Origin of the sequence: Pseudomonas sp. B21-023 (assembly GCF_024749165.1) — a bacterium.
Taxonomy (GTDB): Bacteria; Pseudomonadota; Gammaproteobacteria; order Pseudomonadales; family Pseudomonadaceae; genus Aquipseudomonas.
The window spans coordinates 5504077-5528761 of sequence record NZ_CP087190.1 but is presented as its reverse complement, the minus strand read 5'-3'; the positions used below and the strand labels follow the sequence as shown (position 1 = coordinate 5528761).

Below are 24685 nucleotides of genomic sequence, written 5' to 3'. Positions count from 1 at the left end.
TGTCCTCGGTAGATCCGTAGCCAACTACATGCTCTATCTGTTTGTTTATGCTGTGGATAACCTGCTCGCTTGGCGCGAAAGGGGCAGCGAAAAATTAAGAGGCTCTTACTCGTTTCATGTAGAAACCCTGGAAAAAGCGTTGGGTAAGATCGGCATACGTTAGCTGACGTATAGGGGTTACCTGATAAACTTGTCAGTTGTCATCATTGCTCGTTGCGAGCACGCTAAGGTTGACTTTGCGTGATTAGTTCAGCCTCCAGTGGAGTGGTGGGATATGGCTGCGAACCATTTGCTGATTATCGACGGGATGCGAAACCCAATAGCTGACCGGTGTGCATCCGCTTGGGCAACTATGGCGTATTCGCCCTATGGTTATCGGTCTGCGTCAGCAGATTTCACGCAAATCGGTTTTACTGGTCAGCGACGCGAATCGCCACAGGGCTTCTACGTGTTGGGCATGGGCTACCGGATCTACAATCCTGTGTTCATGCGGTTTAATTCTGCTGACGCATTGAGTCCTTTCGGAAGGGGAGGCGTCAATGCGTATGCCTATTGTGAAGGTGATCCTGTCAACTGGCAGGACTCGACTGGGAAAGGAAAATCTGCGTCACGAAAATCGTCTTTAGGTCATCACAGTGGGTATGAAAGTGACTCTAGTGTTGGCTCTGGTTTTAGTGTTGGTAAAGAAGTGATTGGAACATCAGGCGAGGTATGGCTGAATTTTGTTCAGCTGACTAAAGATAAGCAATCGGTTGCCAGCTATTTGAATGATCTGGATACTTCAATCAAAAAAACTGAGCATATTATTACGTCCCAGCGATCGAGTTGGGGAGAGCCTCACTCTCGTGAAAATTTAAAACGTCTCGATGAGCTGGCTAAGCTGGTTGTAAGGCGATCAGAGTATAGTGATGCGATGTACCTGATTGAAAGGGAACTCGGACGTAGGAGGTTGGAACTTACGGGTAATGCTTATGCCATCCGCGATGTGGGTGAGTCTGGCAAGGTGAAAAATAATAACGACTTCCTGAGTGACAAACAGTGGAGAGAAAGGTCTGGAACGTTGTAATTATTTGGTTTGCACGGAAATTGGTTGGCGGCCTTTCGTTGCTGCCGCTGAAATATAGGCTTCTAATGTAATATTTCGTTAAGTGAAAGCCGCGTGAGGTCGTTACTTATGCATCGATCATCCATTCTCCAATGTGATCCTCAGCTTAGTATGGTCGCTTCCATCACCGAAGGGGCGCCGCATTCATTTCAATACACGCCCTATGGATTTATGAGGCGTCAGCCATTGGCAAACACAATCGGTTATGCGGGGCAGCTGCGCGAGAAGGCGTTTGGTTGGTATATGTTGGGGCATGGCCATCGCACGTACAATCCAATGATCATGCGTTTTCACTCACCCGATCATCTCAGCCCGTTTGACCGTGGCGGCATAAATGCATACGCCTATGTCATCAATGACCCAATCAATGCTATTGATCCGGATGGGTTGACGAAACAGCTCTGGAACGCAGCTGCAATCGTGGGGCTCACCAAATCCGGAGTTGGTTTGTTGCATAATGGGGTTAAGACGGCAAAAGCCCTAAGTATGGAAAACCCCAATTTAGTTTCTGAGGCCGCAGGCTATGGGCTCAAATTCGTTGGAGAAGTTGTTTCCTTTGGAGCGAGCGCAACAAAACTTGCGATAAATAAAAGAGGAATGGAGCCGCGTTACGCAGCTGTAGATGACAGCGGAAGTGATTTCGGCATTGCTGTTACCTATCTAGTTGGTCAAGCCATTAGTGCAGTCGGGGAAGCGATACTAACCGGGTTAACACTGGTCGGGCTCTATAAAAATTTCTTGGGTGATAAGAAGGACAAGGCAAGCAGAGAGCAAGGGGACGTAAACTTGGAGTTGTTGAGTAATCCTCCCGTATTAAAATCTCAAGGTGCGACAGGGGTTGCTGTGAAAATTGATGATTGGCGGTCAGGGACTCAATGATTAATTATGTACAGCAACGACAGCACACCGTCAGTCATGGTTAGCGGACAGTGTGCTTGCGTTTGGCGCTTACTGTGCCTGTACTTCCCTCAGGTAGCTCGCTGGCTCGGCTCCGAGATTATTCAGCAGCCGCTGGCTATACCAGTCGATGAAGTTCACCACCCCGAACTCATAGGTCTTCGAGTAAGGCCCCGGCTGATACGCCGTTGAGTTGATCCCCCGCTGATTCTCCTCCGCCAACCGCCGATCCTGGTCGTTGGTGGCATCCCATACCTTGCGCATCTCCTCAGGGTTGTAATCTACCCCCTCCACCGCGTCCTTGTGCACCAGCCACTTGGTGGTGACCATGGTTTCCTGCGCGCTGATCGGCCACACGGTGAACACGATCATATGGTCGCCCATGCAGTGGTTCCACGAATGCGGCAGGTGCAGGATGCGCATCGAGCCCAGGTCGGGGTTCTTGATGCGCCCCATCAGCTTCTTGCACGCCACCTTGCCGTCCATGGTCATCGACACGGTGCCCTTGAGCAGCGGCATGCGCACGATGCGGTTACGCAGGCCATGACTCTTGTGCAGGTAGGGGATCTTCTCGGCGTCCCAGGCGGCGGCGGAGGCGGCGACGTGGTCCTTGAATTCCTGGCTGGCGCGGGGATCGTTGGTGTCGTCCCACTCCAGCAGGGTTTTCAGCAATTCTGGGTGCGAGCCGTTGCAGTGGTAGCACTCGCGGTTGTTCTCCAGCACCAGTTTCCAGTTGGCCTTTTCCATCAAGGTGGTCTGCACCGCCACCTTGGTGTTCTCCATGTCATACGGTTCCATGTAGTGATCGAGCGTGGCGAGGAACTCGTCGATGGCCGGTGGATCCTCGGCCAGGCTGATGAAGATGTAGCCCCCGGCCACCTTCACGTTCACGGGTTTGAGGCCGTACTGGTTCATGTCGAAGTCGGCGCCCATCTCGGTGCCGGCGAACAGCAGGCGGCCATCGAGTTCGTAGGTCCACTGGTGGTAGTGGCAGACCAGCTTGGCCACCTTGCCTTTGTCGCTGACGCACAGGCGCGAGCCGCGGTGGCGGCAGACGTTGTGGAAGGCATGCACCTTACCTTCGGCACCGCGTATCACGATGATCGGGTTCTTGCCGATCTGCAGGGTGATGTAGTTGCCCTTGGTCGGGATCTCGCAAACCATGCCGGCGATCAGCCACTCCTTGTGGAATATCTCCTGCATGTCGATCTGGAACAGGCGCTCGTCGCAGTAGAACGGTTGCGGCAGCGAGTAGGTGCGCTCGCGGGTCTGCAGCATCTCGGCGGTGGCCTTGCGTGCAGGTTCCAGTGGATCGCCCAGGCTCAGGGTTGCGGTGACGTCCATCGTGTGGTCCTCGTGGCCGCGTGCGGCCGGCTGAAGTGGCTAATCGTTGTTGTAATGCCGCAAGGCTGTCGTTGGATGAACAGCGTGTTGTTTTGCCGAGGAGTGTGCGTCCGGGCAGTGAAAGGACCATATCCACGGGCGACATGGCCGCATCGAATTCCGACGCGCCAGCCCTTGTAGCGCGGGGCTGGTCGCGATAAGCACGCCGATGTCGCGGATGGGAATGTACGTACACGGCGCTATGCGCATTATCGGAGCCATAAGAAAGGCCGACAGTCGGCTGCTGGAGATGAACATGTCCGATACCTTCCTCAATCCGGTTACCACCCAGACCTGGGCCAATGGCCGCCACATCGTGCGTTGTGTCAAGGTCATCCAGGAAACCTGGGACGTGCGCACCTTCTGCTTCATGGCCGACCAGCCGATCATGTTCTTCTTCAAGCCCGGGCAGTTCGTCACCCTGGAGCTGGAGATCGAAGGCAAGCCGGTGATGCGTTCGTACACCATCTCCAGCTCGCCGTCGGTGCCTTACAGCTTCTCGATCACCGTCAAGCGGGTGCCGGGCGGGCTGGTCTCCAACTTCCTCCACGACACCATGCACGAAGGCGCCGAGCTACCGGTGCACGGGCCGGTGGGGCTATTCAACGCCATCGACTTCCCGGCCGGCAAGACGCTGTACCTGTCCGGCGGCGTCGGCATCACCCCGGTGATGTCCATGGCCCGCTGGTTCTACGACACCAACGCCAATGTCGACATGGTGTTCGTGCACAGCGCCCGCTCGCCGAAAGACATCATCTACCACCGTGAGCTGGAGCAGATGGCCTCGCGCATCCCCAACTTCAGCCTGCATATCATTTGCGAGAAGCACGGGCTGGGCGAGCCGTGGGCGGGTTATCGCGGTTACCTCAACCAGCGATTGATGGAACTGATCGCCCCGGACTACCTCGAGCGCACCATATTCTGCTGCGGCCCAACGCCCTACATGAGCGCGGTCAAGCGCATGCTCGAAGCGGTCGGCTTCGACATGAAGAACTACCACGAGGAATCGTTCGGCGCGACGCCGCCGGAGGCCAAGGCCGACGCGGTCGAGCACGCGGAGGCCGCGGCCGATGCGCCGGAAGTGGATGTAGCCGACCTCAACCTGGTGGAGTTCGTCGGTAGCGACAAGAGTATTCGCGTGGCCCCGGGCGAGACCGTGCACGCGGCGGCGGCCAAGGTCGGGTTGATGATCCCCAAGGCTTGTGGCATGGGCATCTGCGGCACCTGCAAGGTGCTCAAGCTCGGCGGCGAGGTGGAGATGGAGCACAACGGCGGGATCACCGAGGAGGACGAGGCCGAGGGCTACATCCTGTCGTGCTGCAGCGTGCCGAAGGGGGATGTGCGGATCGAGTATTGATCTGCATTCGCAGGGGCCGCAAAGCGGCCCTGGTTACATGGGGTACCTGATATTTTTGCCAGTTCCACTACCGCCGCATCGCTGCGTATCTTCGGATGGAATTCGCGGCGAAGGATTGTGGACAGTGCCTACCTACTTGTTTGCCTGTGACAGACAGAACACCCCCCTTGGCGGCACTGGTTTTTCCGGTCGGGGCTATACCGCGTATGGGGCGTTAACGGCACCGATCAGCCCGATGACAGGTTTCTGTGGCCAGCCTCGTGACGCCCGGATGGATCGCTATCCATTAGGTAATGGGCACCGTCGATACAGTCCTGCCTTGATGCGGTTCCAAGAACCTGACACGTTGAGTCCGTTCGACAAGGGCGGCATCAACGCGTACATGTATTGTGCGGGAGATCCAGTGAACCAGCTTGATCCGACTGGCGGTTACTCTACCTTGGTCTCGCAGATCATTCAGCGCTCCGAGACCATCGCATTGCATACCGCCTCGCCGCTGGCTTTGTTGTTGGGACCAGAGCCCAAGGGGGCGTTGGCGTTGAACGCCACACGGGTTGCCCTGGCTGGCTCCGCCACCAGTGTGGTGGCAGCAGGGTTGGGGTTGGCCGGGGTGGGGGCGGCAACCTATGTTGCCAATGCCGGGACTGCTCTGTTGGCATTTGGGGCAGGGACTCGAATTGCCAAGGCGGTATGGGAGAACCGAGCGGATCTCTGGCAGTACGTCAAAAACAGTGTCAGCACCAATGCAAGGGCAGTGCTGGGCCTGCGCAGAGAAAGTCCTGTCGGAGCAAGTACGCCATCGGCAACCGATAGCATTCCCAGCGTTCGAGTGTTCACGCTTGACGACAAACCTGTTTCACCGGCGGAAGCCAGAGATGGCATCAGGGGCCCTGCCTGATGCCGTTCGGTTGGGGTCAGTAAATCCCTGGCTTGTCCTGCGATAGCTGTGAAGGTCAGGTACGGAATCGAGCCACCAGGCCGTTCAAGTCAACCGCCAGGCGCGACAGCTCGGCACTCGCCGCGCTGGTCTGATGTGCCCCGGTGGCGCTCTGCACCGACAGGTCGTTGATGTTCACCAGGTTGCGGTCCACCTCGCGGGCCACCTGGGCCTGCTCCTCGGCGGCGCTGGCGATCACCAGGTTGCGCTCGTTGATCTGCGCCACCGCGCCGGCGATGGTGTCCAGCGCCAGGCCCGCGCCACGGGCGATGTTCAGGGTCGATTCGGCGCGCTCGGTGCTGGTGCGCATCGAGTCCACGGCCTGCTCGGTGCCACCCTGGATGCTGCCGATCATCCGCTCGATCTCGCTGGTGGACTGCTGGGTGCGGTGGGCCAGGGCGCGCACTTCGTCGGCGACCACGGCAAAACCACGGCCTGCCTCGCCGGCGCGGGCGGCCTCGATGGCGGCGTTGAGCGCCAGCAGGTTGGTCTGGTCGGCCAGGCCGCGGATCACGTCGAGCACCTTGCCGATATCACGGGACTGCTCGGCGAGGTGTGCGATCAGCTTGGCGGTGGCCTGCACATCGCCGCTCATGCGCTCGATGGCGCCCACGGTCTCCAGTACCAGGTCGCGGCCATCGCCGGCCGAACGGCTGGCTTCGCTGGAGGCTTCCGAAGTGCTGACCGCGTTACGGGCCACTTCTTCGACGGCACTGGTCATTTCGGTAACGGCGGTGGCGGCCTGCTCGATCTCGTTGTTCTGCTGCTGCAGGCCACGGGCGCTTTCATCGGTGACGCTGTTCAGCTCTTCGGCGGCGGAGGCCAGCTGGGTGGCGGAGCCGGCGATCAGTTGCAAGGTGTCGCGCAGCTTGTCCTGCATCTTGGCCATGGCCTTGAGCAGGCGCGCGGCCTCATCGGTGCCGTCGGCGTGAATGCTGTGGGTCAGGTCGCCTTCGGCGATCTGCTCGGCGGCCTTGAGCGCCTCGTCGATGGGCTTGACGATGCTGCGGGTGAGCAGGAAGGCGAACAGCAAGGTCAGCACCGTGGCCGCTACCAGCAGGCTGATGACCAGGGCGAAGGCGCCGCTATACTGCTCGGCCGCCTGGGCGTTGGTGGCGCTGGTCTGGTCGGTGTTGATGCGCACCAGCGCGTCCATGACCTTGTTGATCTGCTCGGAGTTGTCCAGCAGGTCGCGGTTGAGCAGGTCACGCAGGGCATCGAGGTCACCGGCCTGGCTCAGGCTACGCATGCGCGCCTCGAGCTGGCGGTACTGGTTGAGCAGCAGGCCGTATTGGTCGAAGGCGGCCTTCTCGTCGGCGGCGGTCACCAGTGGCTCGTAGGCGCGGCGCGCCTTGTCGATCTGCGCATTGCGCTCGTCCAGCAGGCGCAGGGTGTCTTGCTGGGTGGCCGGTTCGCGGTTGAGCAGCAGGCGGTAGGAGAGGGTGCGCAGGCGCAGGTTCAGTGCGGTCAGCTCGTCGAGGGTCTTGATGCTGGGCACGCTGACTTCTTCGATGGTCACGCCAGCCTGGCGGATGTTGCCCATCTGGATCAGCGAGAAGATACCCAGGCCGAGCATCAGCACACCGATCACGGCGAACCCGAGCAACGCGCGGGGCGCGATATTCATATTGCGTAAGGACATGGAGGCGGTTTCCAAGGCAGAAGAGGTGCCGCGATCCATGCGACGGAAGAAGACCTGCCTGCCTATCGGTCGTGACCGGCCAGTCTTTAGGCTGACTTGATGAAATTGTGAGGCAGCTAACTATTTTCCTGACCAGCGGTTGATCCAGGTCGGAACAAGGGAGCCGATCCTGGGTCAACCTGAACCCGGCAAACACCTTTTGAATCCGATATTTAATGGCGGGGGCGGCAGTTTTTCCTTATCGTGTGCGCCCTTTGCAACAACCGAGATAGACGCATGTTGGAAACTTCCCTGAATCAACTCGAGCAACTGGTCAGCGACCTGATGCACAAGAACGCACAGCTGGCCGAACAGAACGCCAACCTCAGCCAGGAACTGGCCCAGGCCAAGGAAGAGAACGACAGCCTGCAGTTGTCGCTCATGGAACAGGAAGAGAAGCACGGCGCCACCGCCGCGCGCATCCAGGCCTTGGTCGAGCGCGCCAGCGCGGGTGTCGTGAACGCATGAGACTGCAAGCGCAGCCGGTCAATGTCGTGTCGATCCTGGGCAACGACTATTCGCTGAAGGCTCCCGAGGGCCAGGAAGAAACCCTGAACCAAGCCGTGCGCATGCTCAATGTCGCCCTGGCCGAGACCAAGCGCAGCTACCCGACCCTGATCGGCGACAAGCTGCTGGTGCTGGCCGCCCTGAACCTGTGCTCCAGGCAGATCGAACTGCAGCGCGAGCACGACCGCACCCTCGAGCGCACCCAGGCGCAGATCGACGCCACGGTCGATGCCATCAGCAAGGCCGTCTCCGACGTCTGACTGACGCCATCGCGCGGCGACTGGTAGCAGGCTTGCCCCGCGACTAGGGCGGCCGTTGTGTCGCGGATCACTGGAACAACTGGATACTTAAGTGTATACACTTCCCGAAAAACAATAATTATCGGGGAGTGGAACATGCGCATCTGGCGGCGGAGTATCCAGTGGCAACTGATTGCAAGCATGGGCGCCGCCCTGTTGGCGAGCATTCTGGTGGTGGTGGCGATCTACACGGTGGCGCTCAACCGCCTTACCGAGCGCTACCTGGTGGATACGGCCTTGCCGGCCAGCATCGAAGCCATCCGCAACGATATCGAACGCATGCTCGGCCGCCCGCTGGTGGCAGCCGCGGATGTCGCCGGCAACACCCTCCTGCGCGACTGGCTGGCTGCCGGTGAAGATCCCGCCGCGCTGCCGGCGTTCATCGAGTACCTCGACGCCGCCAAGCAGCGCAACCACGCCTTTACCACCCTGTTCGCCTCCACGGTGAGCGGCAACTACTACAACGAAAAAGGCCTGGACCGCACCCTCAGCCGCGCCAACCCCAAGGACAACTGGTTCTACGGCTACATCGACAGCGGCGCCGAACGCATGCTGAACATCGACATCGATGGCTCCACGGGGGAGCTGGCGCTGTTCATCGACTATCGCGTGGAAAAGGCCGGCCAGCTGGTGGGCGTGGCAGGCATGGGCCTGCGCATGACCGAGCTGTCCAAGCTGATCCACGACTTCAGCTTCGGCGAGCACGGCAAGGTGTTCCTGGTGCGCAACGACGGGCTGATCCAGATCCATCCCGACCAGCAGTTCAGCGGCAAGCGTCAACTTGCCGAGCAGCTGGACGTCGAGTCGGCGAAGGCTGTGCTGGTGGGCGGCGAGGGCCTGCGCAGCAGCCGTTTCCAACGTGATGGCGAGGATTACCTGGCTCTGGGCCTGCCGCTGCGCGACCTGAACTGGACCCTGGTGGCCGAAGTGCCGGAAGCCGAGATCTACGCCCAGGCGCGCCAGGCCATCTGGCAGACCTGCCTGATTGGCGGCGGCGTGGCGCTGATCTCGTTGTTGCTGGTGGTGCTGCTGGCGCGCGGGTTGGTGCGGCCGATCCGCCAGGTCACCGCGGCGCTGGTGCAGATCGGCGGTGGCGCGGGCGACCTCAGCCATCGCCTGGATGATGCGCGCCAGGACGAACTGGGTGACCTGGCCCGGGGCTTTAACCGTTTCCTCGACAGCCAGCGCGGTCTGATCGGCGAGGTGCTGCGCACCACCGAACGTCTGCACCAGTCGGTGGAGCAGGTGACCCAGGTGGTGGACAACACCGCCGAGCGCTCGGGCCGCCAGCAGGAAATGACCGAGATGGTCGCCACCGCCGTGCACGAGATGGGCCTGACCGTGCAGGATATCGCCCAGAATGCCGGCTCCGCCGCCCACGCCTCGCAATCGGCGCGGGATGAAGCGCTGCAGGCGCGGGAAGTGGTGCGCCGCTCCATCCACAACATCGAGGGCATGTCCGGGGAGATTGGCCGCGCTGCCGAGGCCGTGACCCAGCTGGCCGACGAGGTTGCCTCGATCGATGAAGTGCTGGCGGTGATCCGCAGCATCTCCGAGCAGACCAACCTGCTGGCGCTCAACGCCGCCATCGAGGCGGCGCGGGCCGGCGAGATGGGGCGAGGCTTCGCGGTTGTCGCCGATGAAGTACGCACCTTGGCGCGACGCACCCAGGTGTCCACCGACGAAGTGCAGCAGATGATCCAGCGTCTCAAGCAGGGCGCCGGCACGGCGGTGGCGTCGATGCAGGCCGGGCAAACGGCCACCGGCAACGGTGTCGAGTCGAGCCAGCGCACCGGGACCTCGCTCGGCGCGATTACCGATCAGGTCGAGCGCATCAGCGGCATGAACGAGCAGGTGGCCACCGCCACCGAGGAACAGTCGGCGGTGACCGAGGAGATCAACCGGACGGTCCAGGGCATTTCCGACCTGGCGCGGCAGACGGCCGCCGAGGTGCAGGATTGCCGCGAGGAGTGCCAGGCGCTGCGTGGTTTGGCCGATGACCTGGCGCGGCAGATGGGTGGGTTCCGCCTTTGAATCGCAGGCGAGCGCTTTGCGCTCGTTTCGCCGGCAAGCCGGCTCCCACAGGTGATCGCTTAACCCTGTGGGAGCCGGCTTGCCGGCGATGGAGGCCTGTCAGGCGTTGAAGATACCGCGGATATCCGCCGCCAACTCCCGCACGCGAGATTCCTGGGTATCCCACGAGCACATGAACCGCGCACCACCGCTACCGATGAAGGTATAGAAACGCCAGCCTTTGTTGCGCAGCGCCTCCAGCGCAGGTTCCGGCATCTGCAGGAACACCCCGTTGGCCTCAACCGGGAACATCAGCTCCACCCCCGGCAGGTCACTCACCAGCGATGCGAGCAACTGCGCGCAGTGGTTGGCGTGCTGGCCATGGCGCATCCACGCGCCGTCTTCGAGCAGCCCGACCCACGGCGCCGACAAGAAGCGCATCTTCGACGCCAGCTGCCCGGCCTGCTTGCAGCGGTAGTCGAAGTCTTCGGCCAGGTCGCGGTTGAAGAACAGGATCGCCTCGCCCACCGCCATGCCGTTCTTGGTGCCACCGAAGCAAAGCACATCGACGCCAGCCTTCCAGGTCAGCTCGGCCGGCGAACAGCCGAGGAACGCGCAGGCATTGGTGAAGCGCGCGCCGTCCATATGCAGGTTCAGGCCCAGTTCCTTGCAGGTGGCGCTGATCGCCTTGAGCTCGTCGGGGCGGTAGACGGTGCCCACTTCGGTGGCCTGGGTAAGGGTCACCACCCGCGGCTTGGGGTAGTGGATGTCCTGGCGCTTGAGCGCCACTTCGCGGATTGACTCGGGGGTGAGCTTGCCGTTGACGCTAGGCGCGGTGAGCAGCTTGGAGCCGTTGGAAAAGAACTCCGGCGCACCGCATTCGTCGGTCTCGACGTGGGCGGTCTCGGAGCAGATCACGCTGTGGTAGCTCTGGCACAGCGAGGCCAGGGCCAGTGAGTTGGCGGCGGTGCCGTTGAAGGCGAAGAACACTTCGCAGTCGGTCTCGAACAGCTTGCGGAAGTACTCCGAGGCGCGTTCGGTCCACTGGTCGTCGCCGTAGGCGCGTTCGTGACCCTGGTTGGCCTTTTCCATCGCGGCCCAGGCTTCGGGGCAGATGCCGGAATAGTTGTCGCTGGCGAATTGCTGGTTGTTATTGGTCATGACGCCTGTCCTTTTTACGACGCAGGCACGCACTCTAAACCATCGATTCGGCGGTTGCCTATACAGGCCAACGCTATCCCTGTGGGAGCCGGCTTGCCGGCGATAGCGTCCGCTCAACCAGCGATGGTTTTACGTCTGGCCCCATCGCCGGCAAGCCGGCTCCCACAGGGCTGTGTGGCGCTTGGGGTAGCAATGTCGTAAACGCGCCATTGCAAGGCGCGCGCAGGCATCTGTGCCACCGTGCCCGGTCATACCATCGCTGCAAAGGGTGGGAAAACCCTCACCAGACAAGAAACGATCGCTGCCGGGAGATACACGATGTTCAGCAAGCAAGACCAGATCCAGGGTTACGACGACGCACTGCTGGCGGCGATGAATGCCGAGGAGCAGCGCCAGGAAGAGCACATCGAGCTGATCGCCTCGGAGAACTACACCAGCAAGCGCGTGATGCAGGCCCAGGGCAGCGGCCTCACCAACAAGTACGCCGAGGGCTACCCGGGCAAGCGCTACTACGGCGGCTGCGAGCATGTGGACAAAGTCGAGGCGCTGGCCATCGAGCGCGCCAAGCAGCTGTTCGGCGCCGATTACGCCAACGTCCAGCCGCACTCCGGCTCCTCGGCCAACGGCGCTGTGTACCTGGCCCTGCTGCAGGCCGGCGACACCATCCTGGGCATGAGCCTGGCCCACGGCGGCCACCTGACCCACGGCGCCAAGGTGTCGTCCTCGGGCAAGCTGTACAACGCCGTTCAATACGGGATCGACACCGCAACCGGCTTGATCGACTACGACGAAGTCGAGCGCCTGGCGGTGGAACACAAGCCGAAGATGATCGTCGCCGGCTTCTCGGCCTACTCCAAGACCCTGGATTTCCCGCGTTTCCGCCAGATCGCCGATAAAGTCGGCGCGCTGCTGTTCGTCGACATGGCCCACGTCGCCGGGCTGGTCGCCGCGGGGCTGTACCCGAACCCGATCCCGTTCGCCGACGTGGTCACCACCACCACCCACAAGACCCTGCGCGGGCCGCGTGGCGGCCTGATCCTGGCCAAGTCCAACGAAGAGATCGAGAAAAAGCTCAATGCCGCCGTGTTCCCCGGCGCCCAGGGCGGCCCGCTGATGCATGTGATCGCCGCCAAGGCGGTGTGCTTCAAGGAGGCGCTGGAGCCCGAATTCAAGGCCTACCAGAAACAAGTCATCGAAAACGCCCAGGCCATGGCCCAGGTATTCATCGAGCGCGGCTATGACGTGGTGTCCGGCGGTACCGACAACCACCTGTTCCTGGTCAGCCTTATCCGCCAGGGCCTGACCGGTAAAGACGCTGACGCAGCCCTCGGCCGCGCCCATATCACCGTCAACAAGAACGCCGTGCCCAACGACCCGCAGTCGCCGTTCGTCACCTCGGGCCTGCGCATCGGTACCCCGGCCGTCACCACCCGTGGCTTCAAGGTTGCCCAGTGCACTGCGCTGGCCGGCTGGATCTGCGATGTGCTGGACAACCTGGGCGACGCCGATGTCGAGGCCGATGTGGCCAAGAACGTCGCCGCGCTGTGCGCCGACTTCCCGGTCTACCGCTGAGTGGAGCAGAACACCATGCAACGTTATTCGGGCTTCGGCCTCTTCAAGCACTCCCTCAGCCACCACGAGAACTGGCAGCGCATGTGGCGCACGCCGACGCCGAAGAAGGTCTACGACGTGGTCATCGTCGGCGGTGGCGGCCATGGCCTGGCCACCGCCTACTACCTGGCCAAGGAGCACGGCATCACCAACGTCGCGGTGATCGAGAAGGGCTACCTGGGCGGCGGCAACACTGCCCGTAACACCACCATCGTGCGTTCCAACTACCTGTGGGACGAGTCGGCGCACTTGTACGAGCACGCCATGAAGCTGTGGGAAGGCCTTTCGCAGGACATCAACTACAACGTGATGTTCTCCCAGCGCGGCGTCTACAACCTGTGCCACACCCTGCAGGACATCCGTGACTCCGAGCGCCGGGTCAACGCCAACCGCCTCAACGGCGTCGACGGCGAGCTGATCCGCACCGAACAGGTGGCGGCCGAGATCCCATATCTCGACTGTTCGAAGAACACCCGCTACCCGATCCTCGGTGCCACCGTGCAGCGCCGTGGCGGCGTGGCCCGCCACGATGCCGTGGCCTGGGGCTTCGCCCGTGCCGCCGACGCCCTGGGCGTGGACCTGATCCAGCAGACCGAGGTGATCGGCTTCCGCAAGGAGAACGGTGCCGTGATCGGGGTTGAAACGAACAAGGGCTTCATCGGCGCCAAGCGCGTCGGCGTGGTCACCGCAGGCAACTCCGGGCACATGGCCAAGCTCGCCGGCTTCCGCCTGCCGCTGGAGTCGCACCCGCTGCAGGCACTGGTATCGGAGCCGATCAAGCCGATCATCGACAGCGTGATCATGTCCAACGCCGTGCACGGCTACATCAGCCAGTCCGACAAGGGCGACCTGGTGATCGGCGCCGGTATCGACGGTTGGGTCGGCTACGGCCAGCGCGGTTCGTACCCGGTCATCGAGCACACCCTGCAGGCGATCGTCGAGATGTTCCCGATCCTCTCGCGCGTGCGCATGAATCGCCAGTGGGGCGGCATCGTCGACACCACCCCCGACGCCTGCCCGATCATCTCCAAGACCCCGGTGAAGAACATGTTCTTCAACTGCGGCTGGGGCACTGGCGGCTTCAAGGCCACCCCGGGCTCGGGCAACGTGTTTGCCGCCAGCCTGGCCAAGGGCGAGATGCACCCGCTGGCCGCGCCTTTCTCCATCGACCGTTTCTACAACGGCGCGCTGATCGACGAACACGGCGCCGCTGCCGTCGCCCACTGACCCCGGAGACAACCGTCATGTTGCACATCTTCTGTCCCCACTGCGGCGAGCTGCGCTCCGAGGAAGAATTCCACGCGTCCGGCCAGGCGCATATCGCCCGCCCGCTGGACCCGAACGCCTGCTCCGACGAGGAGTGGGGCACCTACATGTTCTTCCGCGACAACCCGCGTGGCATCCACCACGAGCTGTGGGACCACGTTGCCGGCTGCCGCCAGTACTTCAACGTCACCCGCGACACCGTGACCTACGAGATTCTGGAAACCTACAAGATCGGCGAGAAGCCTCAGGTCACCGCCGCCTCGAAACAGAGCAGCGCGCCAGCGACCGCCAAGGGCCAAGGGGAAAAAGTATGAGCCAGACCTATCGCCTCGCCAGCGGCGGCCGTATCGACCGCAGCAAGGTGCTGAATTTCACCTTCAACGGCAAGACCTATCAGGGCTATGCCGGCGACACCCTGGCCGCCGCGCTGCTGGCCAACGGTGTCGACATCGTCGGGCGCAGCTTCAAGTACTCGCGCCCCCGCGGGATCATCGCCGCCGGTACCGAAGAGCCGAATGCGATCCTGCAGATCGGCGCCAGCGAAGCTACCCAGATCCCCAACGTGCGCGCCACCCAGCAGGCCCTGTACGCAGGCCTGGTGGCCACCAGCACCAACGGCTGGCCGAACGTCAACAACGACATGATGGGCATCATCGGCAAGGTCGGCGGCAGCATGATGCCGCCCGGGTTCTACTACAAGACCTTCATGTACCCCAAGTCGTTCTGGATGACCTACGAGAAGTACATCCGCAAGGCGGCGGGCCTCGGCCGCGCGCCGCTGCAGAATGATCCGGACAGCTACGACTACATGAACCAGCACTGCGACGTGCTGATCGTCGGCGCCGGCCCTGCCGGCCTGGCCGCCGCGCTGGCTGCTGCCCGTAGCGGTGCCCGGGTGATCCTGGCCGACGAGCAGGAAGAGTTCGGCGGCACCTTGCTCGACAGCCGCGAAACCCTCGATGGCAAACCAGCCTCCGATTGGGTCAACGCCGTTGTCGCCGAACTGGAGTCGCTGCCGGAAGTCACCCTGTTGCCACGCAGCACGGTCAATGGCTATCACGACCACAACTTCCTGACCATCCACGAGCGTCTTACCGACCACCTTGGTGACCGCGCCCCGATCGGCCAGGTGCGCCAGCGCGTGCACCGTGTACGTGCCAATCGTGTAGTGCTGGCTGCTGGCGCCCATGAGCGTCCATTGGTGTACGGCAACAACGACCTGCCGGGCAACATGCTGGCTGGCGCCGTATCCACCTACGTGCGCCGCTATGGCGTGGCCCCGGGCCGCAAGCTGGTGCTGTCGACCAACAACGACCACGCCTACCGTGCCGCGTTGGACTGGCACGATGCCGGCCTGCAAGTGGTCGCCATCGCCGACGCCCGCCACAACCCGCGTGGCTCGCTGGTCGAAGAGGCTCGCGCCAAAGGCATTCGCATCCTCACCTCCAGCGCCGTGATCGAGGCCAAGGGCAGCAAGCACGTCACCGGCGCCCGCGTGGCCGCCATCGATGTGCAGGCGCACAAGGTCACCAGCCCTGGTGAAACCCTCGACTGCGACCTGATCGCCACCTCCGGCGGCTACAGCCCGGTGGTGCACCTGGCCTCGCACCTGGGCGGTCGCCCGGTGTGGCGTGAAGACATCCTCGGCTTCGTGCCGGGCGATGCCCCGCAGAAACGCGTGTGCGTCGGTGGCGTGAACGGCGTCTATGCCCTTGGTGACGTGATCGCCGACGGTTTCGAAGGCGGTGTTCGCGCTGCCACCGAGGCTGGCTTCAAGGCCAGCGTCGGCACCCTGCCGAAAACCCTGGCGCGCAAGGAAGAGGCCACCGTGGCCCTGTTCCAAGTGCCCCACGACAAAGGCACCGCCCGTGCGCCGAAGCAGTTCGTCGACCAACAGAACGACGTCACCGCCGCGGCCATCGAGCTGGCCACCCGCGAAGGCTTCGAGTCGGTCGAGCACGTCAAGCGCTACACCGCCCTGGGCTTCGGCACCGACCAGGGCAAGCTGGGCAACATCAACGGCCTGGCCATCGCCGCCCGTTCGCTCGGGATCGGCATCCCGGAAATGGGCACCACCATGTTCCGCCCCAACTACACGCCGGTGACCTTCGGCGCGGTAGCCGGCCGGCACTGCGGCCACCTGTTCGAGCCGGTGCGCTTCACCGCCCTGCATGCCTGGCACATCAAGAACGGCGCCGAGTTCGAGGACGTCGGCCAATGGAAGCGCCCGTGGTACTTCCCCAAGCCCGGCGAAGATATCCACACCGCGGTGGCCCGCGAGTGCAAGGCCGTGCGTGACAGCGTCGGCCTGCTGGACGCCTCGACCCTGGGCAAGATCGACATCCAGGGCCCTGACGCCCGCGAGTTCCTCAACCGCATCTACACCAACGCCTGGACCAAGCTCGACGTGGGCAAGGCCCGCTACGGCCTGATGTGCAAGGAAGACGGCATGGTCTTCGACGACGGCGTGACCGCCTGCGTCGGCGACAACCACTTCATCATGACCACCACCACCGGCGGCGCCGCTCGCGTGCTGCAGTGGCTGGAGCTGTACCACCAGACCGAATGGCCGGAAATGAAGGTGTTCTTCACCTCGGTCACCGACCACTGGGCGACCATGACCCTGTCCGGGCCCAACAGCCGCAAGCTGCTGGCCGACGTCAGCGACATCGACCTGGACAAGGACGGCTTCCCGTTCATGAGCTGGAAGGAAGGCCTGGTCGGCGGCGTGCCGGCGCGGGTGTTCCGCATCTCGTTCACCGGCGAGCTGTCGTACGAGATCAACGTCCAGGCCAACTACGCCATGGGCGTGTTGGAACAGATCGTCGAGGCGGGCAAAAAGTACAACCTGACCCCGTACGGCACCGAGACCATGCACGTGCTGCGCGCCGAGAAGGGCTTCATCATCGTCGGCCAGGACACCGACGGCTCGATGACCCCGGACGACCTCAACATGAGCTGGTGCGTGGGCCGCAACAAAGCCTTCTCGTGGATCGGCCTGCGCGGCATGAACCGCGAGGACACCACCCGCGAGAACCGCAAGCAGTTGGTGGGCCTGAAACCCGTGGACCCGAACGTTTGGCTGCCGGAAGGCGCCCAGTTGGTGTTCGACCCCAAGCAGCCGATCCCGATGGACATGGTCGGCCACGTCACCTCCAGCTACGCGGCCAACTCCCTGGGCTATTCGTTCGCCATGGGCGTGGTCAAGGGCGGCCTCAAGCGCCTGGGCGAGCGGGTCTATTCGCCGCAGGCCGATGGCAGCGTGATCGAGGCCGAGATCGTGTCTTCGGTGTTCTTCGATCCGAAGGGTGAGCGGCAGAACGTTTGATTCCGGGTCCTGTGGAGGCAGGCCAGGCCCTTCGCCGGCGAGCCGGCTCCCACAGGTTCGATGCAGTTCTTGAGGTCGACGCGGTCCCTGTGGGAGCTGGCTTGCCAGCGATGGGGCCAGCGCATCCATCCAGTTGCTGCATCGCTTCGACGAACACGAATTCAAGGCAGGTAAGAAATGAGCGCTATCAACGTCTTCCAGCAAAACCCAGGCCCTGAAGCCAAGGCTCAGTCGCCGCTGCACCACGCCGACCTGGCCAGCTTGGTCGGCAAGGGCCGCAAGAACGCAGGCGTGACCCTGCGCGAAAAGAAATTCCTCGGCCACCTGACCCTGCGTGGCGACGGCCATGACCAGGCCTTTGCCGGCGGCGTGCACAAGGCCCTGGGCCTGGAGCTGCCGGTGGCCCTGACCGTGGTCGCCAACAGCGAGATGTCGCTGCAGTGGGTCGGCCCGGACGAGTGGCTGCTGATCGTCCCCGGCGGCCAGGAGTTCGCCGTCGAGCAGAAGCTGCGCGACGCCCTCGACGGCCAGCACATCCAGGTGGTCAACGTCACCGGCGGGCAGACCCTGCTCGAGCTGCGCGGCCCCAACGTGCGCGACGTGCTGATGAAATCCACCAGCTATGATGTACACCCGAACAACTTCCCGGTCGGCAAGGCCGTCGGCACCGTGTTCGCCAAGTCGCAACTGGTGATCCGCCGTACCGCCGAGGACACCTGGGAGTTGGTGATTCGCCGCAGCTTCTCCGACTACTGGTGGCTGTGGCTGCAGGACGCATCGGCCGAGTACGGCCTGGCCATCGAAGCCTAAGGAGCAGCACCATGAGTCGGGCACCGGACACCTGGATTCTCACCGCCGACTGCCCGAGCATGCTCGGCACGGTCGATGTGGTGACGCGTCATCTCTACGAGCAGCGCTGCTACGTCACCGAGCACCATTCCTTCGATGACCGGCTGTCGGGGCGGTTCTTCATACGTGTGGAGTTCCGCGCCGCGGACGGCTTCGACGAGGAGGGCTTCCGCGCCGGCCTCGCCGAACGCAGCGAAGCCTTCGGCATGGCCTTTGAGCTGACCGCGCCCAACCACCGCCCCAAGGTGGTGATCATGGTGTCCAAGGCCGACCATTGCCTGAACGACCTGCTGTACCGCCAACGCATTGGCCAGTTGGCCATGGATGTGGTCGCGGTGGTGTCCAACCACCCCGACCTGGAGCCCCTGGCGCACTGGCACAAGATTCCGTACTACCACTTCGCCCTCGACCCCAACGACAAGCCGGCGCAGGAGCGCAAGGTGCTGCAGGTGATCGAGGAGAGCGGCGCCGAACTGGTGATCCTCGCCCGCTACATGCAGGTGCTGTCGCCCGAGCTGTGCCGGCGGCTGGATGGCTGGGCGATCAACATCCACCACTCGCTGCTGCCTGGGTTCAAGGGCGCCAAGCCGTATCACCAAGCCTACAACAAGGGCGTGAAGATGGTGGGTGCCACCGCGCACTACATCAACAACGACCTGGATGAAGGGCCGATCATCGCCCAAGGCGTGGAGGTGGTGGACCACAGCCACTATCCGGAAGACCTGATCGCCAAGGGGCGGGACATCGAGTGCCTGACCCTGGCGCGGGCGGTGGGGTATCACATCGAAAGAAGGGTGTTCCTCAACGCCAATCGCACCGTGGTTCTCTGATAGATCGCTGGGGCCGCTTTGCGGCCCTTTCGCTGGCAAGCCAGCTCCCACAGGTACAGTGCGCGCACCTCTGTGGGAGCTGGCTTGTCGTGGCGACGAACCGCAGCGAATGGGCTGCGCAGCGGCCCCAGCGATGTCCGCCGCAAACAGGCATCCCCCTGTCGCATCCAGTCACCGCCCCATCCCCCATCAAGCCCACAATCCCTTCATTCCAGTAACACAGGCCGCCCACGGAAAGGCGGCGCTTTCCACCACCGCTGCATAAATACAAATCAAGCGAGGTAAGAAGCATGTCTGGTAACCGTGGAGTGGTGTATCTCGGCGCGGGCAAGGTCGAGGTGCAGAAGATCGACTACCCCAAGATGCAGGACCCGCGCGGCAAGAAGATCGAGCACGGTGTCATCCTCAAGGTGGTCTCCACCAACATCTGCGGCTCCGACCAGCACATGGTCCGCGGCCGCACCACCGCCCAGGTCGGCCTGGTGCTGGGCCACGAAATCACCGGTGAAATCGTCGAGATGGGGCGTGACGTCGAGCGCCTGAAGATCGGCGACCTGGTGTCGGTGCCGTTCAATGTCGCCTGCGGCCGCTGCCGCTCGTGCAAAGAGATGCACACCGGTGTCTGCCTTACCGTCAACCCGGCCCGCGCCGGCGGCGCCTACGGCTATGTCGACATGGGCGACTGGACCGGCGGCCAGGCTGAATACGTGCTGGTGCCGTACGCCGACTTCAACCTGCTGAAACTGCCGGACCGCGACAAGGCGATGGAGAAGATTCGCGACCTGACCTGCCTGTCCGATATCCTCCCCACCGGCTACCACGGCGCCGTCACTGCTGGCGTTGGCCCGGGCAGCACGGTGTATGTCGCCGGTGCCGGCCCTGTCGGCCTGGCCGCCGCGGCGTCCGCCCGCCTGCTGGGCGCCGCCTGCGTGATCGTCGGCGACCTCAACCCGCTGCGCCTGGCCCACGCCAAATCCCAAGGTTTCGAGGTGGTCGACCTGTCCAAGGACACCCCGCTGCACGAGCAGATCGTCGATATCCTCGGCGAGCCGGAAGTGGACTGCGCCGTCGATGCCGTCGGCTTCGAAGCCCGTGGCCATGGCCATGAAGGCGCCAAACACGAAGCCCCGGCCACCGTGCTCAACTCGCTGATGCAAGTGACCCGCGTGGCCGGCAACATCGGCATTCCGGGCCTGTACGTGACCGAGGACCCGGGCGCGGTGGATGCCGCCGCCAAGATCGGCGCGCTGAGCATTCGCTTCGGCCTCGGCTGGGCCAAGTCCCACAGCTTCCACACCGGGCAGACCCCGACCATGAAGTACAACCGCCAGCTGATGCAGGCGATCATGTGGGACCGCATCAATATCGCCGAAGTGGTAGGGGTACAGGTGATCAGCCTGGATCAGGCGCCGGAGGGCTATGGCGAGTTTGATGCGGGGGTGCCGAAGAAGTTTGTGATTGATCCGCACAGGACGTTTAGTGCGGCGTGAGTTTAATGCGTGAGCAGAGCCCTGTTCAGGGGCTTTGCTCCTGTTGTTTAAAATACCCTGGCTCAAGTCGAGCTTCGATTCTTTTGGTTGTTATCTTGAACGCTTGAAAGTTCCTGGATTAGGATGGCCAATTCATTTTCGAGCGCTAGGGTTTTCGTGCGTTGATTGTATATTGGCTCTGCGCCTGGGTTCTTGTTTTTGAAGTTCTTCAGTGCTCCTCCTGCTTTGGATGCTTCGGCTATAACTCGAAAATTAGAGTCTGGTTGGGGTAGAATGGAGTTTTGCGTGGGGGTGGAATGAAGTTCTTTTCGAGTTTCTGCATTTCGCTTGCTTGTTAATAGATTGTGGTATTCTTCAAGTTTCCCGGGATTGTTGAAGGCGTAGTTTAGTTCGTTCTGTTTATAGTGTTGTAAGGTTGCTGTTTTTGTTGAGATTTCTTCCTTAATGCTAGAAATCGAAAGGATACTTTCAACTGCTAGGTAATACGCTTTTCCGAGTTGAATTTGAGGCGTTTGGCCTTTGGGTTTGTGCCCCGTAGGATCTGTGTAATTCACTGGGTCATTGGAGCAATAAGTGTATGAATTTAACCCTCCTTCATTGAAAGGGCTTAGATTGTCGGGGGAGTTGAATCTCATTATCGATGGGTTGTAGGGCCGATATCCATTGCCAAGAATATATTTGCAAGTCAATTCACGGGGCTGGGCATTAAATCTCTGCTGTGTCGACTCTGGAGTTTCTGAAGGGTCGTACCCAAAAGGAGTATAAGAGTGTGCTTTGGATTGCTGAGTCGCATGATGTGAAAGTACAGAGCCGTGAGTGTCTGTAGCTAGCAGTCTTGACGACAGGGAAGTTATTTTTTGCATGATGATCTCGAAGTGGTCTGAGAGGGTTGTATAAGTGTGCGATTGAAATAGATAGCCAGCAACTGGCAGAAATGATAGGGGTGCCGAAATTTCCTACTCGCTGCTGGGGCGGATCCCACTTACAGATTGCGTCTTAAGGAAATATCCTGCGCAGTCTGTCGATGCACGTCTGATTGTCCGGGGAAATCCTGCCCACTAGGCTTTCCCGCTCGCTGTCGGTTCAGCGATCGGGTGTGGAAACCCGGATATGCATTCTGGAACGTGTCGTCATGGCGGCTGTGCGCGGGAGGCTTTGTGCCTACCGGGTTTTCCTGAATGCATCCGGGTTTCCACCCCGTGTACAGCTGCGACCCTTTTGTGTGGAAACGAATGGTGCAGCATCACTGCATTCAGGTGACTGCCAGGAAAAAAATCGTCCCCGACCCACCCGAAGACCTCCACGCCAAATTCCAACTCCCACCCGGCCAATCCCTCTCCACCGCTATCCTCGAAGGCGCCGTGCCCATCGAGGAGGTGCTGATGAACGTCTGCCATTTCATGTTCATCGCCTATACCGACGGCTACCACGCGCAGGAACTGGCGACCGAAGGCGATCTGAAGCAGCTCCAGGCGTCGAGCCTGCAGCATCTGACCGTCGCCTGGGGGCAGGTCGATGCGCTGGTGGGGGCGTTGAAGCAGGTGCCTGCCTCGGGCTTTTATCAGCCGGGCTGAAATAGCCGGGGCCGCTGTGCGGCCCATCGCCGGCGAGCCGGCTCCCACAGGGACAGCGCAGGGCTCAGACTATTGCGCAATCCACTGTGGGAGCTGGCTTGCCAGCGATTGGGCCCTGGGATGAACACCGATGGCCGGCCCGGAACAAACCTTTGGCGCTCCAGTCCAATCCCTCGTTTCCCGGCCATTCCGGCCGACGAGGTCCCTCCCGATGAAAGCATTCACCCTGGCAACCCTGATGACCCTGGCCGCAAGCCCGGTGTTCGCCTTCAACCTCAGCGACGCGGCCAATGCCGTTTCGGCCATGCAGAACCAGAACCCACAGGCACAGGGGCAAGCGCCAGCCGCCCAGGCCAACCTGCTCAATACGCTGGGCAGCGAGTTGAAAATCACCCCCGAGCAGGCCATCGGCGGCGCCGGGGCCATGTTGGGCCTGGCGCGCAACAACCTCAGCGGCGATGACTACGGGCAGTTGACCAAGGCTGTGCCGGGGCTCGACCTGCTGTCGGGCAACAATGCGCTGGGTGGGCTGAACGGGCTGGGGCAGTTGCTGGGCAATGACAAGAACAGCTCGGCCCTGAGCAATGCGCTGGGCGGTGAAGTCGAGAACCGCAATGACCTGGACAACGCCTTCAAGGCGCTGGGCATGGATACCGGGATGATCGGCCAGTTCGCGCCGTTGATCCTGCAGTACCTGGGGCAGCAGGGGATTGCCGGGTCGTTGCTGCAGAACCTGGGGAGTTTGTGGGGTAACCCAGCGGTAGCCACCCCGTCGGTTTGATCCAAGATTTTGCAGGAGCGGGACAAGCCCGCTCCTACAGGAAATGTGTGGGACTATGCGGTCTCGGAGAAATCCACCAACCGCACCGGCCGACGGAAACCGGCCGTCAGCACCGCCAGGTACGCCAGCCCCAGGGCAAACCAGCACAAGCCGATCACCAGCGTCAGCGCCGACAGGCTGGTCCACAGCCACAAGGTCAGGCTCAACCCCACCAGCGGTACCGCGCCGTAGCGCAACAGGCCCAGCGGCGTGCGCTGTCCGGCGTGATCCATCAGGTGCGTCTTCACCACCGCCAGGTTCACCGCCGAGAACGCCACCAGCGCGCCAAAGCTGATCAGCGAGGCGAGGGTGGCCAGGTCGATCACCAGTGCCAGCAGCGAGAACGCCGACACCAGCAGGGTGGCGAACACCGGCGTGCCGAAGCGCGGCGACAGGTAGCCGAAGCTGCGCTGCGGCAGCACGCGGTCGCGGCCCATGGTGAACAGGATGCGTGACACCGCCGCCTGCGAGGCCAGCGCCGAGCCCAGGCTGCCGGCAACGAAGGCAGCGGTGAAGAAGTTGGCGAGGAACTGCCCGCCGGCCTTCATCATCACTTCGTTGGCCGCGGCATCGGTGTTGGCGAAGGTGCTGCCCGGCAGCACCAGTTGGCTGACATAGGCCAGCACGGTGAACAGCAGCCCGGCGCCGAGGGTGGTGAGGATGATCGCCCGCGGCACGTCGCGGCGGGCGTCCTTGCACTCTTCGGCCAGGGTCGACACGGCATCGAAGCCGAGGAACGACAGGCACAGCACCGCCGCCCCCGCCATCAGGGCACCGAAGCCCGGCGCGCTGCCATCACCGCGCAGCGGCGCCAGCAGGTCCACCGGCTGCCCGGCCAGGCCCTGCCAGGAAAGGGCGACGAACACGCCGATGAAGACGATCTGCGCGCCGACGATCAGGTTGCTGGTCTTGGCCACCGAGTGGATGCCGACCACGTTGAGCACGGTCACCACGGCGATGGCCGTCAGCACGATGGTCCAGGCCGGGATGGCCGGGAAGGCGATGTTGAGGAACAGCCCGATCAGCAGGTAATTGATCATCGGGATGAACAGGTAATCGAGCAGCAGCGACCAGCCCGCCAGGAAACCCACGTTGGGGCCGAAGGCCATGTTGGTGTAGGAGTACGCCGAGCCCACGACCGGGAAGCGCTTGACCATGAAACTGTAGGAGGTGGCGGTGAACAGCATGGCCAGCAGGGTGACCAGGTAGGCACCGGCGGTGCGGCCACCAGTGAGTTCGGTGACGATGCCGTATGTGGTGAAGATGGTCAGCGGGACCATGTACACCAGGCCGAAGAACGCCAGGGCGGGCAGGCCCAGGACGCGGCGCAGTTGCGCGGGGGCGGAGCAGGGAGGGTTGGCCATCGATCGATCCTGGCTTTTCTTGTAGTTGTGGTTGATCGATTTTTATCCACTCAGGTGGGTGGTGACAAACAAAGAGTTCCTTATGTCGATTATAAATCTGGATTTTAATCGGGATTTGGTGGGGTATTTGTAGGCCCTATCGCGGGGCAAGCCCGCTCCCACGAAGCCCATGTATCTGCGTGGGAGTCAAATCGTGGGAGCGGGCTTGCCCCG

The 24685-nt window shown here is 62.2% G+C and carries 20 protein-coding genes and 2 pseudogenes; 17 read left to right on the top strand and 5 right to left on the bottom strand.

The annotated features are described in order from the left end of the window. Positions 1-349: 349 nt before the first annotated feature. Positions 350-592, top strand: a pseudogene (locus LOY42_RS26765) (RHS repeat-associated core domain-containing protein); the annotation flags it as partial. 624 nt (positions 593-1216) lie between these two features. Then, positions 1217-1984 (top strand): RHS repeat-associated core domain-containing protein, encoded by a 768-nt coding sequence (locus tag LOY42_RS24975; RefSeq protein ID WP_258599612.1) that lies wholly within the window; start codon positions 1217-1219, stop codon positions 1982-1984. Between the two features lie 69 nt (positions 1985-2053). Here the strand turns inward: LOY42_RS24975 and gbcA are convergent, their stop codons facing one another. Next, complete coding sequence (gbcA, locus tag LOY42_RS24970; RefSeq protein ID WP_139667948.1) at positions 2054-3346, bottom strand: glycine-betaine demethylase subunit GbcA; 1293 nt, start codon at positions 3344-3346, stop codon at positions 2054-2056. Between the two features lie 295 nt (positions 3347-3641). On the opposite strand from gbcA, the gene gbcB reads away from it, so the two are divergent. Next, positions 3642-4742, top strand: a complete 1101-nt coding sequence (gbcB, locus tag LOY42_RS24965; RefSeq protein WP_046857453.1) for a glycine-betaine demethylase subunit GbcB — start codon at positions 3642-3644, stop codon at positions 4740-4742. A gap of 124 nt (positions 4743-4866) precedes the next feature. Beyond that, positions 4867-5640 carry an RHS repeat-associated core domain-containing protein gene (locus LOY42_RS24960; protein ID WP_258599611.1) on the top strand — a complete coding sequence of 258 codons (774 nt, stop codon included), beginning with the start codon at positions 4867-4869 and terminating at the stop codon, positions 5638-5640. Positions 5641-5695: 55 nt separating this feature from the next. Here LOY42_RS24960 and LOY42_RS24955 read toward each other — a convergent pair whose 3' ends face one another. Next, positions 5696-7321 carry a methyl-accepting chemotaxis protein gene (locus LOY42_RS24955; protein ID WP_031314932.1) on the bottom strand — a complete coding sequence of 542 codons (1626 nt, stop codon included), beginning with the start codon at positions 7319-7321 and terminating at the stop codon, positions 5696-5698. Positions 7322-7597: 276 nt separating this feature from the next. Here LOY42_RS24955 and LOY42_RS24950 point away from each other — a divergent pair, with 276 nt between their 5' ends. The 4 genes and pseudogenes from LOY42_RS24950 (at position 7598) to LOY42_RS26755 (ending at position 10200) form a co-directional block, all read left to right on the top strand. After that, the gene (locus tag LOY42_RS24950; RefSeq protein ID WP_023630185.1) at positions 7598-7828 is read left to right on the top strand and encodes a hypothetical protein; all 231 of its coding nucleotides are present in this window, start codon (positions 7598-7600) and stop codon (positions 7826-7828) included. After that, positions 7825-8127: a cell division protein ZapA gene (locus LOY42_RS24945; protein ID WP_062572563.1), complete on the top strand. Its 303-nt coding sequence runs from the start codon at positions 7825-7827 to the stop codon at positions 8125-8127. The genes LOY42_RS24950 and LOY42_RS24945 overlap by 4 nt, the downstream gene beginning before the upstream one ends. Positions 8128-8262: 135 nt before the next feature. Beyond that, positions 8263-9288: pseudogene (locus LOY42_RS26760) on the top strand (cache domain-containing protein); the annotation flags it as partial. A 174-nt stretch (positions 9289-9462) separates the two neighbouring features. Next, positions 9463-10200 (top strand): methyl-accepting chemotaxis protein, encoded by a 738-nt coding sequence (locus tag LOY42_RS26755; RefSeq protein WP_408981091.1) that lies wholly within the window; start codon positions 9463-9465, stop codon positions 10198-10200. 99 nt (positions 10201-10299) lie between these two features. Here LOY42_RS26755 and LOY42_RS24935 read toward each other — a convergent pair whose 3' ends face one another. Next, a complete protein-coding gene (locus tag LOY42_RS24935) occupies positions 10300-11340 on the bottom strand; it encodes a low specificity L-threonine aldolase (protein ID WP_139667955.1) in 1041 nt (346 codons plus the stop codon). A 318-nt stretch (positions 11341-11658) separates the two neighbouring features. Here LOY42_RS24935 and LOY42_RS24930 point away from each other — a divergent pair, with 318 nt between their 5' ends. The 7 genes from LOY42_RS24930 (at position 11659) to fdhA (ending at position 20714) form a co-directional block, all read left to right on the top strand. After that, positions 11659-12912: a serine hydroxymethyltransferase gene (locus LOY42_RS24930; RefSeq protein ID WP_258599609.1), complete on the top strand. Its 1254-nt coding sequence runs from the start codon at positions 11659-11661 to the stop codon at positions 12910-12912. A 15-nt stretch (positions 12913-12927) separates the two neighbouring features. After that, positions 12928-14178 carry a sarcosine oxidase subunit beta family protein gene (locus LOY42_RS24925; protein ID WP_046857448.1) on the top strand — a complete coding sequence of 417 codons (1251 nt, stop codon included), beginning with the start codon at positions 12928-12930 and terminating at the stop codon, positions 14176-14178. Positions 14179-14195: 17 nt separating this feature from the next. Next, positions 14196-14531 (top strand): sarcosine oxidase subunit delta, encoded by a 336-nt coding sequence (locus LOY42_RS24920; RefSeq protein WP_023631299.1) that lies wholly within the window; start codon positions 14196-14198, stop codon positions 14529-14531. Next, positions 14528-17545: a sarcosine oxidase subunit alpha gene (locus LOY42_RS24915; RefSeq protein ID WP_198753778.1), complete on the top strand. Its 3018-nt coding sequence runs from the start codon at positions 14528-14530 to the stop codon at positions 17543-17545. Before LOY42_RS24920 ends, LOY42_RS24915 begins: the two co-directional genes overlap by 4 nt. Before the next feature lie 177 nt (positions 17546-17722). Beyond that, positions 17723-18355, top strand: a complete 633-nt coding sequence (locus tag LOY42_RS24910; protein WP_038707202.1) for a sarcosine oxidase subunit gamma — start codon at positions 17723-17725, stop codon at positions 18353-18355. A gap of 11 nt (positions 18356-18366) precedes the next feature. Then, positions 18367-19224, top strand: coding sequence for a formyltetrahydrofolate deformylase (purU, locus tag LOY42_RS24905; protein ID WP_023631289.1), 858 nt, complete (start codon positions 18367-18369; stop codon positions 19222-19224). A gap of 290 nt (positions 19225-19514) precedes the next feature. After that, positions 19515-20714: a formaldehyde dehydrogenase, glutathione-independent gene (fdhA, locus tag LOY42_RS24900; protein ID WP_139667961.1), complete on the top strand. Its 1200-nt coding sequence runs from the start codon at positions 19515-19517 to the stop codon at positions 20712-20714. Between the two features lie 62 nt (positions 20715-20776). Here the strand turns inward: fdhA and LOY42_RS24895 are convergent, their stop codons facing one another. Continuing rightward, positions 20777-21577, bottom strand: a complete 801-nt coding sequence (locus tag LOY42_RS24895) for an RHS repeat-associated core domain-containing protein (RefSeq protein WP_139667963.1) — start codon at positions 21575-21577, stop codon at positions 20777-20779. 369 nt (positions 21578-21946) lie between these two features. Between LOY42_RS24895 and LOY42_RS24890 the strand changes: the two genes are divergently transcribed. Together LOY42_RS24890 and LOY42_RS24885 are read left to right on the top strand one after the other, a co-directional pair. After that, positions 21947-22288, top strand: a complete 342-nt coding sequence (locus LOY42_RS24890) for a hypothetical protein (RefSeq protein ID WP_139667964.1) — start codon at positions 21947-21949, stop codon at positions 22286-22288. 211 nt (positions 22289-22499) lie between these two features. Then, positions 22500-23069, top strand: coding sequence for a DUF2780 domain-containing protein (locus LOY42_RS24885; RefSeq protein ID WP_139667966.1), 570 nt, complete (start codon positions 22500-22502; stop codon positions 23067-23069). 53 nt (positions 23070-23122) lie between these two features. Here LOY42_RS24885 and LOY42_RS24880 read toward each other — a convergent pair whose 3' ends face one another. Beyond that, positions 23123-24472, bottom strand: coding sequence for an APC family permease (locus tag LOY42_RS24880; protein ID WP_258599608.1), 1350 nt, complete (start codon positions 24470-24472; stop codon positions 23123-23125). Between the last annotated feature and the right edge of the window lie 213 nt (positions 24473-24685).

What these genes read in the sequence shown, in the direction of transcription:
- LOY42_RS24910 (WP_038707202.1), top strand. Translation starts at nt 17,723, where the DNA reads ATGAGCGCTATCAACGTCTTCCAGCAAAACCCAGGCCCTGAAGCCAAG.
- LOY42_RS24975 (WP_258599612.1), top strand. Translation starts at nt 1,217, where the DNA reads ATGGTCGCTTCCATCACCGAAGGGGCGCCGCATTCATTTCAATACACG.
- LOY42_RS24930 (WP_258599609.1), top strand. Translation starts at nt 11,659, where the DNA reads ATGTTCAGCAAGCAAGACCAGATCCAGGGTTACGACGACGCACTGCTG.
- fdhA (WP_139667961.1), top strand. Translation starts at nt 19,515, where the DNA reads ATGTCTGGTAACCGTGGAGTGGTGTATCTCGGCGCGGGCAAGGTCGAG.
- LOY42_RS24950 (WP_023630185.1), top strand. Translation starts at nt 7,598, where the DNA reads ATGTTGGAAACTTCCCTGAATCAACTCGAGCAACTGGTCAGCGACCTG.
- LOY42_RS24925 (WP_046857448.1), top strand. Translation starts at nt 12,928, where the DNA reads ATGCAACGTTATTCGGGCTTCGGCCTCTTCAAGCACTCCCTCAGCCAC.
- purU (WP_023631289.1), top strand. Translation starts at nt 18,367, where the DNA reads ATGAGTCGGGCACCGGACACCTGGATTCTCACCGCCGACTGCCCGAGC.
- LOY42_RS24880 (WP_258599608.1), bottom strand. Translation starts at nt 24,472, where the DNA reads ATGGCCAACCCTCCCTGCTCCGCCCCCGCGCAACTGCGCCGCGTCCTG.
- LOY42_RS24915 (WP_198753778.1), top strand. Translation starts at nt 14,528, where the DNA reads ATGAGCCAGACCTATCGCCTCGCCAGCGGCGGCCGTATCGACCGCAGC.
- LOY42_RS24885 (WP_139667966.1), top strand. Translation starts at nt 22,500, where the DNA reads ATGAAAGCATTCACCCTGGCAACCCTGATGACCCTGGCCGCAAGCCCG.
- LOY42_RS24890 (WP_139667964.1), top strand. Translation starts at nt 21,947, where the DNA reads ATGGTGCAGCATCACTGCATTCAGGTGACTGCCAGGAAAAAAATCGTC.
- gbcA (WP_139667948.1), bottom strand. Translation starts at nt 3,346, where the DNA reads ATGGACGTCACCGCAACCCTGAGCCTGGGCGATCCACTGGAACCTGCA.
- LOY42_RS24895 (WP_139667963.1), bottom strand. Translation starts at nt 21,577, where the DNA reads ATGCAAAAAATAACTTCCCTGTCGTCAAGACTGCTAGCTACAGACACT.
- LOY42_RS24955 (WP_031314932.1), bottom strand. Translation starts at nt 7,321, where the DNA reads ATGTCCTTACGCAATATGAATATCGCGCCCCGCGCGTTGCTCGGGTTC.
- LOY42_RS24945 (WP_062572563.1), top strand. Translation starts at nt 7,825, where the DNA reads ATGAGACTGCAAGCGCAGCCGGTCAATGTCGTGTCGATCCTGGGCAAC.
- gbcB (WP_046857453.1), top strand. Translation starts at nt 3,642, where the DNA reads ATGTCCGATACCTTCCTCAATCCGGTTACCACCCAGACCTGGGCCAAT.
- LOY42_RS24935 (WP_139667955.1), bottom strand. Translation starts at nt 11,340, where the DNA reads ATGACCAATAACAACCAGCAATTCGCCAGCGACAACTATTCCGGCATC.
- LOY42_RS24920 (WP_023631299.1), top strand. Translation starts at nt 14,196, where the DNA reads ATGTTGCACATCTTCTGTCCCCACTGCGGCGAGCTGCGCTCCGAGGAA.
- LOY42_RS26755 (WP_408981091.1), top strand. Translation starts at nt 9,463, where the DNA reads ATGACCGAGATGGTCGCCACCGCCGTGCACGAGATGGGCCTGACCGTG.